This window comes from Rhodococcus sp. AD45-ID, assembly GCF_003023755.1.
GTDB lineage: Bacteria > Actinomycetota > Actinomycetes > Mycobacteriales > Mycobacteriaceae > Rhodococcus_F > Rhodococcus_F globerula.
The window spans coordinates 631,407-653,044 of sequence record NZ_PYHL01000001.1 but is presented as its reverse complement, the minus strand read 5'-3'; the positions used below and the strand labels follow the sequence as shown (position 1 = coordinate 653,044).

Sequence of the window (21,638 nt, the reverse complement as noted above, 5' to 3'; positions counted from 1 at the left end):
CTAATCGCGCAGTCGCTCGACCAGAGCAGTCTTTATTCCAGGGCGGGTGGCGGCTACCAGTGTGAACGTGGCTTCACGCATCAGACGCTCGGCCGTGTTGCTGCCCACCAGCGAGCGCGAGCCGGTAGCCGTGACGAAAGCCGCCGCAACCCGGACTGCGAGTTCGGAGGCCGCGGCGCGGGCGGCAGACATGTCGGCGTTGCCCGCCACAGCGCTGTCGAGCTGTTCACGCACCAGTTCGGCTTGGCTTTGGAACGGTTCCGTATCGACTCCGAGATCCGCCAACTCTGCCATTGCGCGCCGCGCGACCCCCATCGCCATGGCTCCGTTGAACCACAGGCCGGGCAGTTGAGTGTTCTGGAATTGCTGATCGTCGACAACTGCCGTGACCTGGGCGTCGGGGATGGCAAAACCGTCGAAAGCTATTCGGACGGTGTTGCTTCCGCGAGCAGCGATAAGGGGGAGTTCCTCGACGGACAGGCCAGGAGCGTCGGTAGCCTTGACCACCGAGTGGACGATGGAATTGTCGAATTCGTCCCGCGCCGACACGAGAAGAACGTCGACGATTCCCCAGCCGGTGACAAAGGGGGCTATCCCGTCGAGGACGTATCCGTGATCGACCCGGCGTGCCCACAGCAGGGGAGGGCGCGGGATGGCGCCGGCGTAGGCGACACCGCCCTGCAGTTCTCCGCTGACGAGGCCGTCCCAGTACTGCTCAGTCAGTGCAGTGTTGGTGGTCGATGCCAAGGCGCCGACGACGCCGTGATGCTGCATCCAGGTGAATGCAGTCGCGAGGCACCCGCCGCACAGTGTTTCGACAACCTCGACAAGTTCGGCCGCCGAAGGTCCTTCCTCGCCGAGCGCGGCCAGGCCGTAGAACCCGTCGGCGGCGAGGGCGTCGAAATGACTGCTCGGAATTTCACCGTCCGCGTCAACGCTGTCGGCAACGGGGAACAGAACGGTATCGGCGATCTCGCGCGCAAGTTCCGGCCACATGGTCACCGCTTCAGGGTATGCGGTGTGTCAGAAGGACGGGGGAGAACTCACGATCAGGAACCGGGCAATTCGATCGGTTCGGTTGAACCATCGGTGGGGAATGGTCGCCGCGTACAGCAATGTGTCCCCGACATTCAGCCGATGCCGTTCGTCCAGGCCCACTTCGACATCGACAGTTCCCTCGAGAACGTGAATGAATTCCTCGCCGGCGTGTTCAGTGTGTTCACCGGCTTCGCTGTGCGGCCCGGCCGTGATTTCGTTCGGTTCCATGGTGTGTGACCCGGTGGAACAGAACCGGATCGAGGAATCGTGGGCGAGTTCGAACTTCCGGCCCTCGTGCGCCCGCACCAGACTCGACGGCGTGCGCTCACCTTGGGCGAGTAGCGCATGAGCGGTAGTGCCAAGCGATTGTGCGAGTCTGTGCAGATTCATCACACTCGGCACTGCGCGACCGTTTTCGGTCTGACTCAGAAACGGCTGTGAGAGACCGGATTTCAGTGCAACCTCACGCATGGTCAATCCGGCTTCCTTGCGCGCATGGCGCACTGCGATACCGATTGCCGTTGCGATCGCCACTTGGTCGTCGTCCATGTGCTGAACATAGCAGTGCGGAGGCGGCGCATCCGAGCGGAGAATTTCATTACATGCGCGAAACAAAATTGACCACAGCAAGAAATTATCGACGTGCTCAATAGGGAAGTACACAAAACACTCCCAGCTACGGACGGAGATCGGCGCATGGCCATCCATCCAGTCGACGAGCGGTTGCCCTTTGCCCGCCAGTCAGCTTTTGCTCTTCAGCACGTCCTGATCATGTACACAGGCTGCATCACGGTACCGCTGGTGTTCGGTGCGGCCGTGGGCCTGGATCGTAGCACCGTTGCACTGCTGATCAGCGCCGATCTGCTTGTTGCCGGCATCATCACCATCATTCAGAGCCTGGGCGTGGGGAAGGTTGCGGGCGTACGACTTCCGATCGTCTGCGGCGCCACATTCGCCGGCCTGACACCGATGATTCTCATCGCCCAGGAATACGGATTGCAGGCGGTGTACGGCTCCATGCTGGTCGGTGGTGTGGTCGGAATCGCGCTGGCAGTGCCATTTGCCAAGATCGTCCGTTACTTCCCGCCGCTCGTGACCGGAGTGGTCCTGACCGTGATCGGTATCTCGCTGATCGGCGTCGCCGGTGGCCTGATCGTCGGAAACGACCCCACCGCACCGTCATTCGCAGATCCCAAGAACCTCGCGCTGGCCGCAGCTGTCGTTGCGATCGCAGTCGGTTTCATCTGCCTCGGGCGCGGAATGTGGACTCAGCTGGGAGTCCTGATCGCGCTGGTCATCGGTACCGTGATCGCCATTCCGATGGGCTTGATCGACCTCGGTGGTGTATCCGGTTCCGCGTGGGTCGGCATTCCCATGCCCTTCCATTTCGGAGCACCCGAGTTCCCGGTCACCGCAGTGGTGGCCATGAGCATCGTGATGGCAGTCGTGTTCGCAGAATCGACCGCCAGCATGTTGGCAGTCAGTGAGATCACCGGAAAGCCCTTGAAGAAGGCTGATTTGGCGCGTGGCCTGGTGGCCGACGGTATGTCCGGAGTGCTCGGCGGTATCTTCAACGCCTTTGTCGACACCGTGTTCTCGCAGAATGTCGGCGCCGTCGCGACTACCCGCGTGTACAGCCGATACGTCACCGCTACCAGTGGCGCCATCCTCATCGTTCTCGGACTGATCCCCCGAATGGGTGAAGTTGTTGCAGCACTGCCTGATCCGGTGGTGGGCGGCGTCGGCATCATCCTGTTCTCCACGGTTGCCGTCGTCGGCATCAACACACTCCGCAAGGTCGATCTCAGCGATCCGATCAATACGACCATTGCCGCGGTATCCGTCGGAATCGGTCTCCTTCCGGAGTTCGCGGAAGGAATGTTCGAGCGGTTCCCGTCGTCTGCGCAGATCCTGCTCGGCAGCGGAATCACCCTGGCCGCGGCGTCGGCCTTCACACTCAACCTGCTGTTCAACCACACCCGACTCGGCGAACTCGCCCGCAGTTCGCGCGAGAGCCTTCCCGAATCACCTGCAGTCGCACAATCCCCAGTCACACCGACAGGAGACGCCCATGTCACAGTTACCGCCTGAGTCCTTCGAAGTCCCCGTCATCGACATCTCCCCGTACGTTCTCGGCGGTTCGCCGCAGGAGCAGGCCAGAGTTGCCGCCGAGATCGACGATGCCTGCAGCAGAGTGGGATTCATCCAGATCCGAGGTCATGGAATTCCTGCGGAAGTGGCGGGAGGTCTCGCCGGCGCGATGGACGATTTCTTTGTACTGCCGATGGAGGCGAAGAACGAGTACCGCGTTGCCGGAGCCAACCGCGGGTACAGCCCGCCCAAGAGCGAATCGCTGAGCCTGAGTCTCGGCGTGGAATCCGCGACCCGGATGAACGATTTTTTCGAGGCGTTCAACATCGGCATCGAAGCTCGGTCGTTCACCGATCTTGATCTCTCCGAGGCGGATTACGGTATCAATGTGTGGCCGGACGTCGAGAGATTCCGGGCCAGGATCGAGTCGTACTACACACACGCAGCACGGATAGCTCGCACGCTGACCACTATCTTCGATGATGCACTGGGGCTGACGCCGGGGTTCTTCGACTCGATCACCGACCACTCGATCGACGTGCTGAGAATGAACAACTACGCGTTGCCCGAGGGAACCGTGACGTTGGACGGTGAGCTCAAGGGGATGGGTGAACACACCGATTTCGGGCTGGTCACCGTCCTGTGGGCAGATCAGGTCGAAGGGCTTCAGGTGCTCGGAAGCGACCAACGGTGGCACGACGTGTGGCCCGAAGACGATGCGCTACTGGTCAATCTCGGCGATCTGACGGCCCAGTTGACCAACGACCGCTGGATGTCGACGCTGCACCGCGTGGCACCTCCCGTGGTGAACGGCACCATCAAGCGGCGTCGTTCCGCCGCATTTTTCCACGACGGAAACGTCGATGCCGTGATCGAAACGCTGCCGAGTTTCTTCGACGAGTCCGGACTGGCGTACGAACCTGTCTCCGTCCGGGATCACATCAAAGCCAAGCTGGCCGGATCGCGGCAGGGCAAGTCCAACACCGCGGCCGGGCGCGAAGCCGAGCGGGTTCGCGTCGCAGCGCAGCTGGAGGCAACGTCGTGACTGCCGGGAATCTTGTTCTGGTCCACGGTGCCTGGGCCGGAGGCTGGGTCTGGGATTCGATGCTGGAACCACTGCGAGCGGCGGGGTTCAACCCGGTAGTCGTTGACCTTCCCGGGGCCGGCGTCCTCGATCGGGACACTGTCGTAGACCTAGGTGCCGTGACCGATCACGTTGTAGCGGTGCTCGATTCGCTGGACGGTCCGGCTGTGCTGGTAGGCCACTCGGGTGGTGGCATTGTGGTGTCGCAGGTTGCCGAGCGAGTTCCCGCTGCGGTCGCGGGAATCGTGTATGTCGCCGGGATGATGCTGCCGTCGGGTATCGACTTCGGAATGCTGTGCAACGAACTGGAATTACCGGCGCCCGTCGGGATCTCGCGATGGGTGGTCAGCTCGGATGACGGGTTTTCGACGGTTGTCCCGCCGGAGGCAGGTGCAGCGGTGTTCTTCCACGAGGCCCCGGTAGCCGACGCGATCGCTGCGGCGCGCCAACTTGTGCCACAACAGGAAACTGCACGACTGATGGCACCGACAATCACCCCCGAGCGATTCGGTACGGTTCCGCGCCTATACGTCGAATGCACCTTGGACCGTACAGTTCCGATCGAGACGCAGCGAGGAATGCAGCAGCGAGTGCCCGGGGCCAACGTGGTGAGTCTCGAGACCGATCACGCTCCGCAATTGTCCGCTCGCACCGAATTGGTCAGCGCGATCGCCGAATTTGCCGCAGATGTCCTCAGCCGAACTCGACGCCTTGAGCCAGCGGTAGTTGGTCCGAGTAGTTGATCGTGTTGGTTGCGCGGCGCATGTACGCCTTCCACGCATCGGAACCTGATTCGCGTCCGCCGCCGGTGTCCTTCTCGCCGCCGAACGCGCCGCCGATCTCTGCGCCCGACGTGCCGATGTTGACGTTGGCAATACCGCAGTCGGAACCGTCGGCTGCGAGGAACCGTTCGGCTTCCCGCTGATCGAGTGTGAAGATCGAGGATGAAAGACCCTGCGGCACAGCATTGTGGAGTGCGATGGCATCGTCGAACTCGTTGTAGGTGACAACGTAGAGGATGGGTGCAAAGGTCTCGGTGTGCATGATCTCGCTTTGTTCCGGCATCCGGACCAGCGCCGGGCGCACGTAGCAACCGGTGTCGCCGACCCGCTCACCGCCGCAGACGACGGTGCCGCCGCTCGACTGCGCGGCGGTGAGCGCGGACTGCATCGCCTCGAGTGCGGCGTCGTTGATCAGCGGACCGACCAGGACGCCGTCGTCGAACGGGTTGCCTACCTGTAGTTGTGCGTAGGCGGCAGAAATTCTTGCGACCAGCTCGTCGGCTATCGATTCGTGAACGATCAACCGGCGCAGCGATGTACACCGCTGCCCCGCAGTTCCGGCCGCTGAGAAGACAATTCCGCGAACTGCCAGATCAAGATCCGCGGACGGGGTGACAACGGCGCCGTTGTTTCCGCCCAGTTCGAGGAGGCTTCTTCCGAACCTCGCCGCCACTCGCGGCGCAACCTCGCGTCCCATGCGAACCGACCCGGTGGCACTCACCAGCGCGACCTGCGGATTGTCCACCAGTGCCGCACCCACGTCGCGTCCACCGATCACCAGTTGATGAACGCCTCGAGGGGCGTCGCAATCGGCGAGGGCGCGGCGCAGGAGGGTATGGCAGGCCAGCGCGGTCAGAGGTGTGGTCTCGGACGGCTTCCAGACCACCGTGTCTCCGCACACCAGAGCGATCGCGGTGTTCCACGACCACACCGCGACCGGGAAGTTGAAGGCCGAGATGACACCGACAACACCGATCGGATGCCACGTCTCCATCAGTCTGTGTCCTGGCCGTTCCGAAGGCATTGTCCGCCCGTAGAGTTGGCGCGAGAGACCAACCGCGAATTCGCAGATGTCGATCATTTCCTGGACCTCGCCGAGTGCTTCCGACGAGATCTTGCCGGCCTCGAGCGTGACCAGTTCCGCGAGATCCGTTTTGTGCTCGCTCAGGAGTCGGCCGAGTTGCCTCACGACGGCGCCGCGGATCGGCGCAGGAACCGTGCGCCAGTCACCGAACGCGTCGTGTGCTGCGGCAACCGCGCCGTTGACATCGTCAGCGGAATGTTGTTCCAGAGTGCGAATTTCGGTTCCGGTAATCGGTGTGCGAGCCGTCAGGTTGCCGGTCGGCCACTCGGCTCCGCAGCGAGCAAGCGCGGAGTGGGCGCGCTCGGCGAGAGCGGAAGGATCGGGAAGGTTCACGGGTGAGTCCTTTCGCGGGAGGCGTCCTGCTGCGTGCGGTACAACTCGAAAGGGTCGAGGATGGGGTGTCCGATGGCACCCTCGAGTCGATCCTGCCCGTAATCGGCGCTGTCCGCATCGGAAACGAATCCACCGGGCGAATCGAGGTTCGACGCAAAGATCCCAGCGGCGGACGCCGGCAGGAAGTCTTCGTAGACGATGGGCTCGCGAATTATCCTCGAACCGTCACGTCGGTAGGTGAAATACGCCAGGTCGGCGTCGGCAAGGCCGTCCTCCGTGGATGGAAACGCGTCTTCCCATACCGCCGTGTCCGGGGAGGAGATCAGAGCGTCGTAGATCTCGCGGCCCTTGCGGGTCAGCGCTATGCCGCGGGCCTCGACTTCACCGAAGCGCACGCGGACGGGGACATCGTGCACCGAACCATCCGGCTCGCGGAACGGGCGGTTCTCGGCCAACGCCCGAAACGAGGTCTGCCGCAGCAGGAGTGGTGGTCCACCCCATCGCGGTGGACCCTGAATCCGGTCGATCATGGTGATGCCGCGTTCGGTCATGCGGCGGTACAGATCGTCGATGTCGAGTACCCGCGGGGTGAGATGGTTGAGGTGGGTCGACCTTTGGCCTGCGATGTCCGCGGCCACCGGGGAGATGTGCGCAAGTTCTCGATACCAGGGCGCGTCGATCGGCTCGGTTCCGAGGCGGAAGGCACGGGTGGCGGCGTCGACGAAGTGTGTTGCCTGCGGCTCCGGCAACCCGTTGTCGCGCTGCGCCGCCGCGGCCAGGCGAAGCAGGTCGGGGGAGAAGAGAGATCGCGTACCCAGATATGCGGCGATTCTGCGCTGAAGATCGGCCGTGAAGAAGCGCTTGTCTGCGGTAGTGAGAACCGAAGTGAAGACGCGGAATGGGTTCAGCGCGAGTTCCCCCGGATCGGTGGGACGGAACGCGGTAGAGACCACGGGAACAGGGGGATCGGTGAGCCGCAGATCGTAGAACCCGACCGCCGACATCCCGAGGGCGCCGAAGATCGTCGCGACGTCGCGCAGTTCGCCGAGAGTGCCCAGCCGGATCGCACCGTGCCGTTCCGCACTGATCCGGCCCAGGGTTCCCCAGCGTTCCGAGCCCGGACGGGTGGCCGTGTAATCCCGATTGACCTGCAGTGTCACGTCAACCAGCGTGTTGTACGCTGGAACCTCGTTCCCGTACATCCGCGACAGTTCGGCGGCAAACCGAGAACGTAACTGCCACTTTTCAAGCATGTGTATGTCCGGTTACGTTAACCTTCGCGGGTGGGTGACGAACAGAATGACGGCGGAATTCCTCCGGTCGACGACACGGACAAGTTGTTGATTCGAGAGCTCGTTGTGGACGGGCGTGCCACTTTGGCGAGTCTTGCCGACAAGGCGGGGTTATCGATCTCGGCGGTGCAGTCGCGGGTGCGTCGGCTTGAATCGCGCAACGTGATCCGGGGGTACGCGGCCAAGATCGATCCGGAAGCTGTGGGTCAGAATCTGTCGGCATTTGTCGCGATCTCCCCTCTGGATCCTTCTCAACCCGACGATGCGCCGGCCAGGCTCCGGCACTTGCCCCAAGTGGTGTCCTGTCACTCGGTAGCCGGGGCCGAAAGCTACGTACTTCTTGTTCGAGTCGCCTCGCCCCGGGCGTTGGAGGCGTTGCTGCAGGAGATCCGAACGGCGGCCAATGTGAGCACCCGCAGCACGGTCATTCTTCAAACATTTTACGACGAATGACCGATCTGCAGTAATTTTTCCATCTAATCATCGACATGGCAATAATTTTGACTTAATCTTTGCGTATGAGTACCGCGACGCAAGGCTTCGACGGCAGTGCGGATTTCCCGGTGTTCGAGGTCCTGTCTGCCAGTATCCTCACGGACGGATTCGATCTGGTTCTCGATCTCGAACGCTCGCACGGTGTGTATCTACAAGATCTCCGCACCCGTGTCGACTATCTGGACATGTTCGGGTTCTTCGGGTCGTCGGCGCTCGGAATGAACCATCCGGACATTGCCGACGACGAGGCATTCTCGCGCGAATTGGCAATGGTTGCAGCAAACAAGCCGAGTAATTCCGACATCTACAGTGTGCCGATGGCACGATTTGTCGACGCCTTCGTTCGGGTGCTTGGCGATCCGGCGTTACCGCATCTGTTTTTTGTGGACGGCGGCGCCCTTGCTGTGGAGAATGCGCTGAAGGTGGCGTTCGACTGGAAGAGCCGACGGAACGAAAGTGAGGGGCGCTCACCGGATCTCGGGACCAAGGTCTTGCACCTGACCGAGGCTTTCCACGGGCGCAGTGGCTATACGATGTCGCTCACCAACACCGATCCGGGAAAGGTTGCCCGGTTTCCCAAGTTCGACTGGCCTCGGATCACCTCGCCCTATGTCGCGGACGGCCGCGACATCGACTCTGTCGAGCAGGAAACCTTGGCACAGGCCCGGCAGGCATTTCACGAGAATCCGCACGACATCGCCTGTTTCATCGCCGAACCGATCCAGGGTGAGGGTGGTGACCACCATTTCCGGCCTCGGTTTCTCCAGGCGATGCAGGAATTGTGCCGCGAGAACGACGCATTGTTCGTTCTCGACGAAGTGCAGACCGGGTGCGGATCAACCGGAACGCCCTGGGCCTACCAACAATTGGGGTTGGCACCGGATGTCGTGGCCTTCGGGAAGAAGACTCAGGTCTGCGGCATCATGGCAGGCGGCCGTGTCGACGAGGTGCACGACAACGTTTTTCACATCAGCTCGCGGATCAACTCGACGTGGGGCGGCAATCTCACCGACATGGTGCGTGCCCGGCGCATTCTCGAGGTCATCGAACGCGACCGGTTGATCGACCGGGTTCGATTCACCGGCGCGCACCTACTTCAGCGACTGACCGCGACAAGCGAAAGGTTCGACGAGGTCACCGAACCCCGCGGACGTGGCCTCATGTGCGCGATCACCCTGAGCGCCACCGAGTTACGCGACCGGGTGGTGACCGCGCTTCGCGAGGACGAGCATGTCCTCATTCTGCCGAGCGGGCAGCGCGGAATTCGGTTCCGTCCACCGCTGACCGTGACAACCGGTGAGTTGGACGCAGCGGTGGACGCCGTCGAGCGGGTACTGCACACACTTACCGCGTGAGCTCGGCCCAGATCCGATCCGGCGTCATCGGAGTGGCGAGGCACCGAACACCCACCGCGTCGAAGATAGCGTTGGCCAGTGCCGGGGCAACGGGATTGAACGGCGCTTCGCTCATGGACTTGGCGCCGAATGGTCCCAACTTGTCGTAGGTATCGGCAAAAAGAACCTCCGTGATCGGGAGATCCGCCAACTGCGGAACGTGATAGTTGCGCAATTGCGGATTCACCACATGCCCGTCCTCGATGACGATCTCCTCGAACATCGCTGCGCCGAGTGCCTGTCCCACACCACCTTCCACCTGCCCACGCAATTGTGCGGGGTTCAGTACCGTGCCGGCGTCGACAGCCTGGACCGACTGCAGAATGACGACCCGGCCCGTTGCTGTATCCACCGCGACGCGAAAGCCGTGGACGTTGAACGCCACCGACCGCGGCGAGCCGTCATGGTGGCCGTCGGCCGAGAGCGGTCCGCCGTCGAGGAGTGCAGGGAAACCGACAGAGCCGGTTGTGGTGGTAACACCGTCCGTCGTGAGTTCGACCGGACCGACGCACAGTGATTGTGCTCGTGCGAGTATCCGATCACGGAGGCGTTCGCACGCGATCTGGAGAGCCTTGCCCGCCACAACGGTGCCGGCCGAACCGAAGGCGCCGGTGTCGTGTCCACCGATATCGGTGTCGGATTGAGCGATCACGATGCGATCGACGGTGGTTCGCAATTCGGTGGCGGCAATCTGATGATGAACTGTTGTTGTCCCGTTACCGAATTCGGCGGTACCGATCCGGACCACATAGCGCCCGTCGGCCTCGAGGGTGACCGTGGTGTCGGCGAAATGTCCGCGCGGCGGGATCGTGGCGATCATCGCAACGGCCATGCCCTGCCCCGTTTTCCACCGGGGTCCGTCTGGCGGCGTCTGCCCTCGTCCGCTCGACAGCGCGCGCTCGACCAGGTCCAGACACTGATCGAGACCGTAACTGCCGAACTCGAGGTCGCCGTCCTCGACGTGCCAGTCCACGAAGTCGTCTCCCGGAACCACCACGTTGCGTCGACGGAACTCGAACGGGTCGACGCCGAGTTTCCGAGCAAGTTGATCCATCGCGGATTCGACGGCAAAGATGATCTGCCCCAGGCCGTAGCCGCGGAACGCACCAGAGGGCACATTGTTCGTGTACACGGCCTCGGCGTCGACGCGTTTGTTCGGGCAACGGTAGACGGCAATAGATTCCGCGCAGCCGTGGAACATCACTCCGACCGAGTGGTTGCCGTATGCGCCGGCGTCGGAGAGGACGTCGATCGCCAGCGCATTCAGGTGGCCATGCTCGTCAGCGCCCAACTGGACCGACACCCGCATCGGATGCCGCGACGGGGCCATCGTGAACTGATCGCTGCGACTGAACTCGTACTGCACCGGTCGGCCGGTCTTCCGGATGGCAAGGGCAACAAGATCCTCGGTCAGCATTTCCTGCTTGCCGCCGAAACCGCCACCCACTCGCGCGGTGAACACGCGGACTTCCTCGCGGGCGAGACCGAAGATGTGTGCCAACTCGTCCCGAACCAGGAACGGCACCTGCGTGCTGCTGCGAATGACAAGCCGGCCACCGGAGTCCAGCCATCCCACCGCGGCGTGCGTCTCCATGGCAACGTGCTGAACCCGAGCGGTCTGCCACGTGCCTTCCACAACGGCAGCGGATGCACTCAGGGCTTTCTCGACGTCGCCCACTCCGTCGTGGAGTGCGGCGACGATATTGCGCGTCGGCTCGGCGATACGCGCGGACATATCCTTGTCCGCGTGCAGAAGAGGCGCGCCGGGCGCGCGAGCGGGCTCCGGATCGAAGACAGCTGCGCGAACCTCGTAGTCGACCTCGATCAGCGCGAGCGCGCGCCGTGCGTCCCGCGGTGTCTCTGCAATGACAGCGGCAACTCGCTGACCGACGAAACGTACGGTGCGGTCGAAGATGCGGGTGTCGTCCGGATCGTCGGTGCGGTTCTGATGGCGCGCTGTGGAGAAGAGAACATCCGGGCTGTCGAGATAGGTCAGAACGGCAACGACACCGGGCGCGGACTGTGCTGCGGCAGTGTTGATCTCCTTGACATACGCGTGGGGGTGCGGGCTGCCGAGAACCTCTGCATGCACCAAGCCCGGCGGGACGTCGCCCTCGGCCAGATCCAGAGTGAAGGGTTCCGTTCCGGTGACGATTCGACTCGAAGCCGGGGCCGCAATGGAACGGCCCTGAGCTACAGAGCGATCCGCGTCCTCGACGTTCTTCGCGCCCGCCAGAGCGTCGCGGATCGAGCGATACCCCGTGCAGCGGCACAGGTTTCCCTTCATCGACGCCGGCAGGTTCTCCTTCTGAGCGGGTGTCAGCGCCGACGCCGTCACCACCATGCCTGCGGTGCAGAATCCGCATTGAAATCCGCCGGCGTCGACAAACGCCTGCTGCACCGGGTGAAGATCGTCTTCAGTGCCGAGACCGGTTGCGGTCACAATCTCGTGCCCGTCGATGCGGTGCGCCGGGAAGATGCACGAATGCGTGGGCGTGCCGTCCAGCAGTACCGAACACGCGCCACAATCCCCGGCGTCGCACCCCTTCTTGACGGACATGACGCCGTGCTCGCGCAGGAACGTCCGCAAGCACTGTCCCGGACGTGGTTCGTCGTCGCGGGCAACCCCGTCGACGGAGTACTTCATGTGAGTTCCTCCCTGACCTCTTCGGCCAGTAGTGCTGTCATCGACTCACGCCAGGGTGCGCTGCCGTGGACGTCCGTGAAATAACAGTCGGCTGGGATCACGCGAAGGGCGTCGGCCAACTCGGACGCGCTCGGGTGGGCGTCGAATCGCAGCACGTGGGGCCGCCGCGTTGCCGCCGTGACGCTGAGTGTGAAACCGGCGACGTCTTTTCGGCCCGCTACGACAACGGCAGACCGTCCGAGTGAGGTCTGAGCGAGTTTGCGTAATGCGGTGCGGGCGAGCAGCGACCGAGTGGGGAGAGTGATGCACCGAATGATGTCGCCGACGCCCAGCGCGTTGGTGCCGTTTCCGGTCACAAAATCTTTCACGGCCACACGGTATTCGCCGCTGCCCGGACGCCACACGGTCAATTCACCGTCGAGAGTGACGGCCATCGTAGTCATGGCACCGGCGGGAAACGACAGAGCAATGTTTCCGCCGACGGTGGCGTGGCGCAACACTTTCCACGACGCAAGCAGCGCGTCCGCGCAGTCCCGAAACAACTGCTGAGCCCGGAACTGTGCCAGAAGTTCGGAGCGGCACAGTTCCTCGATGGTGCAGGTCGCGGCAATCTCGAGGCCATGTTCGGTGACTGTGAGCGGCTCCCAGCCGAAGCCGGCCAGATCGACAAGCGTGCTCAGATGAGGTTGAGGTTCGGAATACAGCCAAGTGCCGCCTCCGATGAATCCGACACCGGTCGAGGGACCGGGCAGATCGGTCCGAGTGGCCGGCACCAGAACCTGATCGACCGTGTGCAGATCCACTGTCGGCTCACCCGGCCTTTCGCACCAGGTCGAGGTGAGCGCGAGCAACGTCCGATGCGACGACGTCCTCGTCGATCGTGGTTACCCGATCGTCGGCGACCACAACCGCACCGTTCACCATCAGAAGTTTCAACGGTGGTGTCGAGCCGAGCACCAACGCCGCGACCGGGTCGGTGATGCCGGTGTGCGCGAGCGTGTTCAGATCCCACACCGCGAGGTCGGCCAGTTTTCCCACTTCGAGGGAGCCGATCTCGTGCTCACGGCCGAGAACCCTCGCACCCCCGATGGTCCCGAGTTCCAGGGCGGTGCGAACCGTCAAAGCCTGGGGGCCGCCGCGAGCGCGGGCGAACAGGAGGGCGTGGCGCGACTCCTCGACCAAACTGCACGCCTCGTTGCTGGCCGCGCCGTCGACTCCGAGCCCGATGGTGACACCGGCGTCCAGCAGATCGCGGGTGCGCGCGATCCCGGCGCCGAGTCGCGCATTGGACGTAGGGCAGTGTGCCGCAGCGGTTCCCGTGCGCGCCATCGTCTCGATCGCGGAATCGTCGAGGTGGACGGCGTGCGCGAACCACACGTCCGGGCCAACCCAGCCCACTCGCTCCATGTACTCCATCGGCGTGCAGCCGAACAGCTCTGCGCAGAAGTCCTGCTCGTCCAGCGTCTCCGCCAAATGGGTGTGCATTCGGACGCCGGAATCCCGGGCCAGAACCGCGGACTCACGGAGCAACGCCTCGGTGACCGAGAACGGGGAGCAGGGTGCCACCGCGATCCGCAGCATCGAATCGGGGCTGGGGTCGTGCCACCGGTCGATGACCGACGCGGTGCCGGTGAGGATGTCGTCCAGTTTCTCCACGACGTGATCAGGCGGCAGTCCGCCGGAACTCTGCCCGAGGTCCATCGACCCCCGCGTCGGATGGAATCGCAGGCCGACCTGGGCTGCCGCCGTGATTTCCGCTTCGAACACGTCACCGGCATCGCGTGGGACCACGTAGTGATGATCGGTGGTGGTGGTGCATCCCGTCTTCGCCAGCGCGGCGAGGCCACCGGTTGCGGCCGTATGCACTGCGTCGGCGTCGATCCCCGCCCAGATCGGGTACAGCGTGGTCAGCCACTGGAACAGCGTCGAATCGGCAGCCAGGCCGCGAGTGATCCACTGGTACAGGTGATGGTGCGTGTTCACCAGGCCCGGCGTCACGAGGCAACCGGGGGCGTCGATGGTACGTGCCCCGGGAAACTCCGGAGCCGGCCCTTGGCCGACGGCCGTGATCGTATTCCCGGTAACTGCTACGTACCCGTCGGTGAATTCGGTACGGGCGCCGTCCATTGTGACGACATGAGCGCCCCTGATGACGAAGTCGGTCACGAAAGCCATCCGGCGTAGGTTGTCCACGATGGGCCGGCGTCCGGTGCGTCCGAGCGGCTGACGGCGGCCTGGATCAGGCCGTACGGGCGATCCGCGGCATGGAACACCTCGTTGTCGTTCTCGATACCGAAACGGCCGAGCGCGTAGTCGAAATGGTGCTTGTTGGGCGCGGACAGCCGCACCTCGGCGATGATCGGGAAGTCCTCGAGGATCGCCTTGCCGATCTGGAACAAGGTCTGCTGCAACGCAAGTGAGTGCACCGTCGCGAATTGCCTCACGATCTGTGCCTTGATGGCCACGTACACCGATTCCCAGTCGACGTCTGTGGTGGTGAATCGCCATTGCGCCACCAGTGTGGTGGCCATGACGCGGTCCTGCGTCGGTTCGAGGACGGTGTACGGATCCTGGAGGAACCCGGAGAACTCACTGCCGGTGGACTTGAGCAGAACCAGGTCCTTCAGGCCGCCGATCACCCAGGTTCCGGTGTCGTCGTGCGTGATCGACGCGGTTCGCACTTCCTGACCCTTGCGAATCCAGGTGTGATCGTGCTCGGCGCCGTCGACCACCGCGCGCTCCCAGGCGTACTCCTCGATCTCGATCCGTGCGCCCGTCACCGGTTCGATGTCGTCGACAAAATGCGATGCGAGTTCGAGACCGTACGACTCGATCGAGATCAGGCCTTTTTCCTTGGCGTAGGCGTACGCGGTCTGCTTCTGAGTGTCGGTGGGTAGCACCTTCGACTGATCGCCGGTGAGGTAGGCATCGGCGAAATCGCCTCGCAGACAAGTGGAGACGTTGATGTCGTGAATCTCGTGGCGCGGTGTGTCGCGGTAGATCCGGACAACACGATTCTCGGCCTTGCCGTACTGGTGCCCGGTGAGTTCGATGGTCCCGGAGAGCGGTGCGGTGGTGGTGTTGATGGTGTTCACAGTGGTTCTCAGCTCCCGCGATAGGTGGAATAGGCAAAGGGGGACAGCAACAGCGGGACGTGATAGCCACGGCTCGTGTCGTCTATCCGGAAGGTCACTGTCACTTCCGGGTAGAAGGTTTCCTGCTGGATCGACTCGAAATATGTTCCGGTGTCGAAGATCAGGCGGTAGGTTCCGGAAGTCAGGCCGTCTGGGGCAAGTTCGGCGACCCGGCCGTCGGAATCGGTGTGGGCCTGAGAAATCTGCGAACCGTCCGGCTCGCAGAGCTGGACGTGGACACCTTCGGCCGGGTTGCCGGTTGTCGCATCGAGGACGTGTGTACTCAGTACCTTGCTCATGCATCATCTCCGGACAACGAGTCGATCAGACGGGTGAGTCTGATGCGATTGATAGCGGCCAACTCGATTCGTAGCACGCGGCGTTCGGACTCCGGATCGTTTTCCAGTCGCTTCTGGAGGATGTCGAGGAGCTCGGTGGCCGACCGACCGCTTGCACAGACGAGGTAGACGTGCGAGAACTTGTCCTCGTACTCGGCGTTCTTGATGCGCAACTGCTCGAGGACGTCGGCGCCGGCCGTGGATACCGCGGCCTGTTCGCGACTCGACGACGCGTTCTCGGTGCGCTCACCGATACGCGGGTGCCCCGCGAGGGCTTTGTCGATCTCGGATTCGGGTAGGTCGCGCAGCACGGAATCCGCGCTGTCCAGCAGAGCGTCGAGGCTCGCGAAGGGCCGTGCCGCCGCGAGCGAGTTCGCCCAGGCGTCGGAGTGGCAACAGTCGAGCAGAGCCTTGCGCACCGATTGGTCTGCGAGTGCGTTGAACGCATCGAGACCGCTGGAATTCGTTGTAGGCATGTCCACAGCATTATCCGAACATGTTTCGGAAATGTAGCGCAGCAATTACGGGCGATCGTACGTCGCAATTGTCGCGAGTGTCATAAGTCGTGAGGGTGTCATCGCCTATGTTCGTAGGTATGACTGACAATCCGAAGCTGTCTTCCGTTGTTCCTTCGCTCGCGAACCTGCGTGATATCGGGGGACCGGAGTCCCGATTCGGCGGTTCGGTGCGAACCGGCGCGGTGTACCGCTCCACCGATCTAGCGTCGCTCAGCAAAGAAGGCGAGCAGACGCTGGCCGACTTGGCCGTCACCACGATCTACGACCTGCGAACCGCCTCCGAGCGCGAAACAGCACCGGACCGGACCCCGGCCGGAATCCGGGAACTCGGACTGGACGTATTGGCGGACAAGCAGTATCGAGCTATCCCGGCCCAGATGCAACAAATGATCGCCGATCCCCGGGCCGCGTCAGAGTTGCTGGGAAGCGGGCAGGCGCTCGAGTACTTCCAAGGCAGCTACCGCGATTTTGTGACCCTGCCCAGCGCGGTGGCGTCGTACCGCCAGTTGTTCCTCGATCTCGCAGAGCCAACCAGTGCGCCGGCACTCATTCACTGCACGACGGGTAAAGACCGGACGGGATGGGCCGCGGCGGCGCTGTTGCTCTTCCTCGGTGCGTCGAAGGACGCGGTGTTCGAGGACTACCTGCTGACGAACACGGTCCTGCTCCCGCTGTTCGCGCCGCTCTTCGAGAAATTTGCCGCCACGGGAGGGGATCCGACGCTACTCGAAGGCGTTCTGGGCGTACGGCCCGAGTACCTGGAGGCATCGCTTGCCGAACTGGAATCGGTGCACGGTTCCATCGAGGCGTACTTCACCGACGGGCTCAAGATCGACCAGGACACTCAGACTCGGTTGCGCGGCAACCTGATCGGCTGATCGCGGGTTAGACGGCGCGGGCGCGTCGCCGGTATCCGACGGCGGCGACGATCCCGATGCCGATCGCGATACCGACCAGATCGGCGGCCGCGTCCCACACCGAACCGGAACGGGAAATCGGCAGGACTCCCTGCAGGACTTCGGACACCGCGGCAAAGGCGATCAGCCACAGCGCCGTGAGCCACCAGGGGATTCTGGCGTGCAACGACGTCATCGCCAGAACCACGAACATCAATGTGTGGGTGACCTTGTCGCTGTTCTCCGGCCCGGACGGAACGGTGGATCCGGGGGAGAACAGCATGATCAGTGCGATCACCACAGCGATGGCGAGTGGCCAGTACCGGTTGTACGTCATCCGCGCGTCACCGTGAGTTCGAGGGCGCCCTCGGCAAGACGCGAAACCGCGTCTGTTGCGGTAGCAAGAGCATCGTCGTGGCCGGATCTTGCCCAACCGGTGAGTTCGGCAGTGGCGCCGCGGGGCGTCAGCAGAACCTCCGCCAGAAGTTCACCGGTATTCGGTTGGCACACAGCCCACGAGTAGACGGTGTTCTCGGCCCACTGAGATGTCCGGAGATCTACGTAACCGGGGTCGCTGATCCCTCCGTCGGCAAGCGCCGGTCGGTCGTCGACGCGTTCGTCCGCGCGCAACGCTCGCAGATACCACGCGCCCGCATTGATCTCTATCGGGTCCATGAATTCAGGAACTCCTGTCGTCGCGACGTTTCTTCTTGCGTTCTTTGTCCGTCCCGAACAGCAGCGCGCCGGCCAGCGGTATGGCGAGGAACCACAGCCACGTACCGGTGACGAAGAAGAGGATGAGGGCAAGAATCGGGATGACCGCCATGATGCGACCGGACCAGTCGGGGTCGAACTTCCGCGCTGGAACCGAAGCTGATGTGGCGGCGGGAGATGGAACGGGATCGGGAAGATCCTTGAAAACCGGAGCGAGTTCACTGCGAGTTGTTGCAGCCGTGACGATTCCACTGCGCTCGTCGAACTCCGAGACAGTGAGGCGACCGGCTGCAAAATGCTCGGTCAGTGCCGTCAATGCCTGCTCACGTTCAGCAGTGCCGATACGAATGTCGGGAACATCAGCCATGAGTGACAGCCTACTCAAACGACTGTGCGCCTTTCCGGTAGTGGGAACTACCGGAAAGGCGCACACGGGCCGGAGGCCCCTTACTTAAGTTCTGCCAGAACCGTGCCCTGAGTGATGGCTGCGCCGGCCTCGACGGACAGTCCGGTGACGATGCCGGCCTTGTGCGCGTTGACAGGGTTTTCCATCTTCATGGCCTCGAGGACAGCGATGAGGTCGCCTTCGGCGACTTCCTGGCCCTCGGTGACGGCAACCTTGACGACGGTGCCCTGCATCGGAGCGGTGACGGCGTCACCGGATGCTGCGCCGCCGCCCGCGCCGCCGCGCTTGCGTGCCTTCGGCTTCTTGCGGATGGCACCGGATGCTGCGCCGCCGCCGTTGCCGAGCGAGAACTGACCCGGGAGGGAAACCTCGACACGACGTCCACCGACCTCGACGACAACGTTCTGACGCGGCAGAGCCTCGTCCTCGTCGTCGACCGGTGCACCGGAACCGGCGTACGGCTCGATGGTGTTTTCCCAGTCGGTTTCGATCCACTTGGTGTAGATGTCGAACTTCTCGCCGTTGCCGACGAATGCCGGGTTCTCGACGATGTGGCGGTGGAACGGGAGGACGGTCGCGAGGCCGTCGATCTCGAACTCGGCCAGAGCGCGAGAAGCACGCTGGAGGGCTTCTTCGCGGTTGGCGCCGGTGACGATGAGCTTGGCGAGCATGGAGTCGAACTGGCCGCCGATGACGTCGCCGGCAACAACACCGGAATCGACGCGGACGCCGGGGCCCGAGGGCTCACGGTAGACGGAAACGGGGCCGGGGGCGGGCATGAAGCCGCGGCCGGCGTCTTCGCCGTTGATGCGGAACTCGAAGGAGTGTCCACGCGGGGTGGGATCTTCCTTGATGGAGAGCTCTTCACCGTTGGCGATGAGGAACTGCTGACGCACCAGGTCGATGCCTGCGGTCTCTTCCGTGACAGGGTGCTCGACCTGCAGGCGGGTGTTGACCTCGAGGAAGGAGATGGTGTCGCCCTGAACGAGGTACTCGACCGTTCCGGCGCCGTAGTAGCCGGCTTCCTTGCAAATCGCCTTGGCGGACGCGTGGATGCGTGCGCGCTGGTCGTCCGTCAGGAAGGGGGCCGGAGCCTCTTCGACGAGCTTCTGGAAACGACGCTGCAGCGAGCAGTCGCGGGTACCGGCAACAACAACGTTGCCGTGCTGGTCGGCGATGACCTGAGCTTCGACGTGGCGCGCCTTGTCGAGGTACTGCTCGACGAAGCACTCGCCGCGACCGAAGGCGGCGATGGCCTCACGGGTAGCGGATTCGAACAGCTCGGGGATTTCCTCGATGGTCTGGGCGACCTTCATGCCGCGTCCACCGCCGCCGAATGCTGCCTTGATGGCAACCGGTACACCGAATTCCTTGGCGAACGCGACGACCTCGTCGGCACCCTTGACGGGGTCCTTGGTGCCGGCTGCCATCGGAGCCTTGGCGCGCTCGGCGATGTGACGAGCGGTGACCTTGTCGCCGAGGTCGCGGATGGACTGCGGTGATGGACCGATCCAGATCAGGTTCGCGTCGATGACGGCCTGGGCGAAGTCGGCGTTCTCGGAGAGGAAGCCGTAGCCCGGGTGAATGGCGTCGGCGCCGGACTTACGGGCTGCGTCGAGAATCTTGTCGAATACGAGGTAGGACTCGGCGGAGGTCTGTCCACCGAGGGCAAACGCCTCGTCTGCGAGCTTCACGAACTGTGCGTCGGCATCGGGTTCGGCGTAGACAGCGACGCTGCCGTAGCCGGCGTCCTTGGCTGCCCGAATGACCCGCACCGCGATCTCACCGCGGTTTGCGACAAGCACCTTCGTAATGTGCGCGCTGGCATGACTGGGCACTGAGCCTCCTGTAGTTCGCATTATCTGTCTCCTCGGTGCACTGACGGAGCAGTCACCGTCGGAGTTTTACTGGCATCGCTTCGGAGTGTATTCATCGCTTCGATGCAGGTTGTAACCGGATCGGTCTACCTGGGCCGTGCTCACGAAACGGTTTGCAAAGCTACCGACGAGTAGCCGGGAGCGTCGTTTGTCGGGTTCTTCTCTTCGTTGCCGACGACCGTTTCTTCGATCGCTCGACGGAACGCCGCCACATACTTGTGCACCGACGAGTTTGCGGTGTCGTTGTTGGGATAGCGCACAGCCAGATTGAGACCCTGTGGTGTTCGATTGATCCAGAGGTAGACGTCATGGGTGTATGCCTTGCTGCGCAGCGCGCGTGCCTTCCATTCCGGCCACTGTGCTGCTTCCGGGACAAATCGAACATCCATGTAGGACACCACAAATCGAGGCCGGATCGGAGTTCCGAGTTTCTCTCCGATGCGATCGAACGGTATCGCTGCCGCCGGTTTGCGCATGGACATCGATGTGGCAGCCCGCTCGGCGAGAGTGTCGAAGGAGCGGTCGGAATCAATCGGGATGTCCAGTGGACACAAACCGACGAACCACCCGAGCGCGCCGGCCCATTCCTGAGCGGTGCGAGTGTGGATCGGCGTCACGACCCGGAAATGATCGACCCCGGCGACGTCATGTCCGACGGCGGCAAGGCGGCCGAGCAGTCCCGCGAAGTAGCCGACCCCGCTCGCGGCGCACTTGGCGCTGAACGCCTTCGACTGATCGGTGTCGAGAAGCCACGTCGACAGCCCGTTCTGGGACTCCGGACCCCGATCGCCGATAGGCAGTGGAAACTGGGGGAGTCCGCCGTCTTCCATGGCCTCTCGCCAGACGTCGAGAGCGGCGTCCTCGGCGTCTTGATCGGCCATCTGCTGGCGTTCCTGTGCCCCGAAATCGACGTAGCTGCCGACCGGGAACAAGTTGGCAGGCTGGCCCGTCAGATTCTCGCGATACAGCGACGCGATCTCGTGTGCGATCAGGACGATGGAAAAACCGTCGATGATCGAGTGATCGGCCGCGAAGAACACTGTGAAGGGGCCGTCGTCGGTTCGAGGTGTGAGGGTCGCAAACACGTACGACGGCCAACTGTGCGGTGACGCAAACTCGTCGAACAGGCGGTGCAGGTGCTCGAAGTTGACCTGGCTCGGCGAGTTGTATCCGTGATCGACAACGCCGATGTCGATTCCGTTCACGGGAACCGTATGCCGAATGATCTCACCCGACTCGGTATCGAGTGACGTGTGCGAGCGAAGAACTTCGTGCCGATCGATCCACTGCTGCAAGGTAATTCGGAAAGCCTCGAGATCGAGTGGTCCGGGGATCTCGAACGCCGTTCCGAGCCAGGACTGCCCGCCCGCGCCCGCGGACGAGCGCTGCAGGTGCGCCTCGTGGATGTACGACGCCGGGCGCGGATCAGGCGTCCATTGACCGGTTGCGCACGGAAGCCATTCGACGAGCGATCCACTGGGAATCGCGTAGTCGGCAAGTTCGGTGAATTCCATG

The 21,638-nt window shown here is 63.2% G+C and carries 21 protein-coding genes; 6 read left to right on the top strand and 15 right to left on the bottom strand.

Going from position 1 to position 21,638, the window contains the following annotated elements:
* Positions 1 to 1,002, bottom strand: a complete 1,002-nt coding sequence (locus tag C7T36_RS03015) for an acyl-CoA dehydrogenase family protein (protein ID WP_084703041.1) — start codon at positions 1,000 to 1,002, stop codon at positions 1 to 3.
* Positions 1,003 to 1,023: 21 nt separating this feature from the next.
* Positions 1,024 to 1,587: a helix-turn-helix domain-containing protein gene (locus tag C7T36_RS03010; protein WP_033231245.1), complete on the bottom strand. Its 564-nt coding sequence runs from the start codon at positions 1,585 to 1,587 to the stop codon at positions 1,024 to 1,026.
* Between the two features lie 147 nt (positions 1,588 to 1,734).
* Here C7T36_RS03010 and C7T36_RS03005 point away from each other — a divergent pair, with 147 nt between their 5' ends.
* From C7T36_RS03005 to C7T36_RS02995, 3 genes are read left to right on the top strand one after another with little or no spacing between them, the layout of a single operon-like run.
* Positions 1,735 to 3,129, top strand: coding sequence for a uracil-xanthine permease family protein (locus C7T36_RS03005; RefSeq protein WP_033231244.1), 1,395 nt, complete (start codon positions 1,735 to 1,737; stop codon positions 3,127 to 3,129).
* Positions 3,110 to 4,174, top strand: coding sequence for an isopenicillin N synthase family oxygenase (locus tag C7T36_RS03000; protein ID WP_045070657.1), 1,065 nt, complete (start codon positions 3,110 to 3,112; stop codon positions 4,172 to 4,174). Before C7T36_RS03005 ends, C7T36_RS03000 begins: the two co-directional genes overlap by 20 nt.
* A complete protein-coding gene (locus C7T36_RS02995) occupies positions 4,171 to 4,956 on the top strand; it encodes an alpha/beta fold hydrolase (RefSeq protein ID WP_045070654.1) in 786 nt (261 codons plus the stop codon). Before C7T36_RS03000 ends, C7T36_RS02995 begins: the two co-directional genes overlap by 4 nt.
* Here the strand turns inward: C7T36_RS02995 and C7T36_RS02990 are convergent.
* Complete coding sequence (locus tag C7T36_RS02990; RefSeq protein WP_045070652.1) at positions 4,907 to 6,412, bottom strand: aldehyde dehydrogenase family protein; 1,506 nt, start codon at positions 6,410 to 6,412, stop codon at positions 4,907 to 4,909. The two genes, C7T36_RS02995 and C7T36_RS02990, sit on opposite strands and share 50 nt — an antisense overlap.
* The gene (locus tag C7T36_RS02985; protein ID WP_045070649.1) at positions 6,409 to 7,665 is read right to left on the bottom strand and encodes a VOC family protein; all 1,257 of its coding nucleotides are present in this window, start codon (positions 7,663 to 7,665) and stop codon (positions 6,409 to 6,411) included. Before C7T36_RS02985 ends, C7T36_RS02990 begins: the two co-directional genes overlap by 4 nt.
* A gap of 30 nt (positions 7,666 to 7,695) precedes the next feature.
* Here C7T36_RS02985 and C7T36_RS02980 point away from each other — a divergent pair, with 30 nt between their 5' ends.
* Both C7T36_RS02980 and lat read left to right on the top strand, forming a co-directional pair.
* Positions 7,696 to 8,157, top strand: coding sequence for an Lrp/AsnC family transcriptional regulator (locus tag C7T36_RS02980; protein WP_045070647.1), 462 nt, complete (start codon positions 7,696 to 7,698; stop codon positions 8,155 to 8,157).
* A gap of 65 nt (positions 8,158 to 8,222) precedes the next feature.
* Positions 8,223 to 9,554, top strand: a complete 1,332-nt coding sequence (gene lat / locus C7T36_RS02975) for an L-lysine 6-transaminase (RefSeq protein WP_045070644.1) — start codon at positions 8,223 to 8,225, stop codon at positions 9,552 to 9,554.
* Here the strand turns inward: lat and C7T36_RS02970 are convergent.
* From C7T36_RS02970 to uraD, 6 genes are read right to left on the bottom strand one after another with little or no spacing between them, the layout of a single operon-like run.
* Positions 9,544 to 12,240, bottom strand: a complete 2,697-nt coding sequence (locus tag C7T36_RS02970; protein WP_045070641.1) for a molybdopterin cofactor-binding domain-containing protein — start codon at positions 12,238 to 12,240, stop codon at positions 9,544 to 9,546. The genes lat and C7T36_RS02970 overlap by 11 nt on opposite strands.
* The gene (locus C7T36_RS02965; RefSeq protein ID WP_045070639.1) at positions 12,237 to 13,043 is read right to left on the bottom strand and encodes an FAD binding domain-containing protein; all 807 of its coding nucleotides are present in this window, start codon (positions 13,041 to 13,043) and stop codon (positions 12,237 to 12,239) included. The genes C7T36_RS02970 and C7T36_RS02965 overlap by 4 nt, the downstream gene beginning before the upstream one ends.
* A gap of 7 nt (positions 13,044 to 13,050) precedes the next feature.
* Positions 13,051 to 14,415, bottom strand: a complete 1,365-nt coding sequence (locus C7T36_RS02960; protein WP_045070636.1) for an 8-oxoguanine deaminase — start codon at positions 14,413 to 14,415, stop codon at positions 13,051 to 13,053.
* Entirely contained in the window at positions 14,403 to 15,326 is a 924-nt protein-coding gene (pucL, locus tag C7T36_RS02955) for a factor-independent urate hydroxylase (protein ID WP_045071166.1), read from the bottom strand. Before pucL ends, C7T36_RS02960 begins: the two co-directional genes overlap by 13 nt.
* A 17-nt stretch (positions 15,327 to 15,343) precedes the next feature.
* The gene (gene uraH, locus C7T36_RS02950) at positions 15,344 to 15,673 is read right to left on the bottom strand and encodes a hydroxyisourate hydrolase (RefSeq protein ID WP_045070635.1); all 330 of its coding nucleotides are present in this window, start codon (positions 15,671 to 15,673) and stop codon (positions 15,344 to 15,346) included.
* Positions 15,670 to 16,188: a 2-oxo-4-hydroxy-4-carboxy-5-ureidoimidazoline decarboxylase gene (uraD, locus tag C7T36_RS02945; RefSeq protein WP_045070631.1), complete on the bottom strand. Its 519-nt coding sequence runs from the start codon at positions 16,186 to 16,188 to the stop codon at positions 15,670 to 15,672. The genes uraH and uraD overlap by 4 nt, the downstream gene beginning before the upstream one ends.
* 119 nt (positions 16,189 to 16,307) lie before the next feature.
* Between uraD and C7T36_RS02940 the strand changes: the two genes are divergently transcribed.
* On the top strand, positions 16,308 to 17,108 hold the full coding sequence (locus C7T36_RS02940) for a tyrosine-protein phosphatase (protein ID WP_045071165.1): 801 nt from the start codon (positions 16,308 to 16,310) through the stop codon (positions 17,106 to 17,108).
* 7 nt (positions 17,109 to 17,115) lie between these two features.
* Here the strand turns inward: C7T36_RS02940 and C7T36_RS02935 are convergent, their stop codons facing one another.
* From C7T36_RS02935 to C7T36_RS02915, 5 genes are all read right to left on the bottom strand, one after another.
* Entirely contained in the window at positions 17,116 to 17,463 is a 348-nt protein-coding gene (locus tag C7T36_RS02935) for a VanZ family protein (protein WP_045070628.1), read from the bottom strand.
* Complete coding sequence (locus tag C7T36_RS02930; protein ID WP_045070625.1) at positions 17,460 to 17,801, bottom strand: hypothetical protein; 342 nt, start codon at positions 17,799 to 17,801, stop codon at positions 17,460 to 17,462. The genes C7T36_RS02935 and C7T36_RS02930 overlap by 4 nt, the downstream gene beginning before the upstream one ends.
* A 4-nt stretch (positions 17,802 to 17,805) precedes the next feature.
* Complete coding sequence (locus tag C7T36_RS02925) at positions 17,806 to 18,207, bottom strand: DUF1707 domain-containing protein (RefSeq protein WP_045070623.1); 402 nt, start codon at positions 18,205 to 18,207, stop codon at positions 17,806 to 17,808.
* A gap of 80 nt (positions 18,208 to 18,287) precedes the next feature.
* On the bottom strand, positions 18,288 to 20,084 hold the full coding sequence (locus tag C7T36_RS02920; protein WP_033231230.1) for an acetyl/propionyl/methylcrotonyl-CoA carboxylase subunit alpha: 1,797 nt from the start codon (positions 20,082 to 20,084) through the stop codon (positions 18,288 to 18,290).
* A 140-nt stretch (positions 20,085 to 20,224) separates the two neighbouring features.
* Positions 20,225 to 21,637: a condensation domain-containing protein gene (locus tag C7T36_RS02915; protein WP_033231229.1), complete on the bottom strand. Its 1,413-nt coding sequence runs from the start codon at positions 21,635 to 21,637 to the stop codon at positions 20,225 to 20,227.
* Position 21,638 lies beyond the last annotated feature (1 nt).

Coding starts and splice junctions, on each gene's coding strand:
- C7T36_RS02970 (WP_045070641.1), bottom strand. CDS start 12,240: ATGAAGTACTCCGTCGACGGGGTTGCCCGCGACGACGAACCACGTCCG.
- C7T36_RS02940 (WP_045071165.1), top strand. CDS start 16,308: ATGACTGACAATCCGAAGCTGTCTTCCGTTGTTCCTTCGCTCGCGAAC.
- C7T36_RS02915 (WP_033231229.1), bottom strand. CDS start 21,637: ATGGAATTCACCGAACTTGCCGACTACGCGATTCCCAGTGGATCGCTC.
- uraH (WP_045070635.1), bottom strand. CDS start 15,673: ATGAGCAAGGTACTGAGTACACACGTCCTCGATGCGACAACCGGCAAC.
- C7T36_RS02960 (WP_045070636.1), bottom strand. CDS start 14,415: ATGGCTTTCGTGACCGACTTCGTCATCAGGGGCGCTCATGTCGTCACA.
- lat (WP_045070644.1), top strand. CDS start 8,223: ATGAGTACCGCGACGCAAGGCTTCGACGGCAGTGCGGATTTCCCGGTG.
- C7T36_RS02985 (WP_045070649.1), bottom strand. CDS start 7,665: ATGCTTGAAAAGTGGCAGTTACGTTCTCGGTTTGCCGCCGAACTGTCG.
- C7T36_RS03000 (WP_045070657.1), top strand. CDS start 3,110: ATGTCACAGTTACCGCCTGAGTCCTTCGAAGTCCCCGTCATCGACATC.
- C7T36_RS02935 (WP_045070628.1), bottom strand. CDS start 17,463: ATGACGTACAACCGGTACTGGCCACTCGCCATCGCTGTGGTGATCGCA.
- C7T36_RS03005 (WP_033231244.1), top strand. CDS start 1,735: ATGGCCATCCATCCAGTCGACGAGCGGTTGCCCTTTGCCCGCCAGTCA.
- uraD (WP_045070631.1), bottom strand. CDS start 16,188: ATGCCTACAACGAATTCCAGCGGTCTCGATGCGTTCAACGCACTCGCA.
- C7T36_RS02925 (WP_045070623.1), bottom strand. CDS start 18,207: ATGGCTGATGTTCCCGACATTCGTATCGGCACTGCTGAACGTGAGCAG.
- C7T36_RS03010 (WP_033231245.1), bottom strand. CDS start 1,587: ATGGACGACGACCAAGTGGCGATCGCAACGGCAATCGGTATCGCAGTG.
- C7T36_RS02930 (WP_045070625.1), bottom strand. CDS start 17,801: ATGGACCCGATAGAGATCAATGCGGGCGCGTGGTATCTGCGAGCGTTG.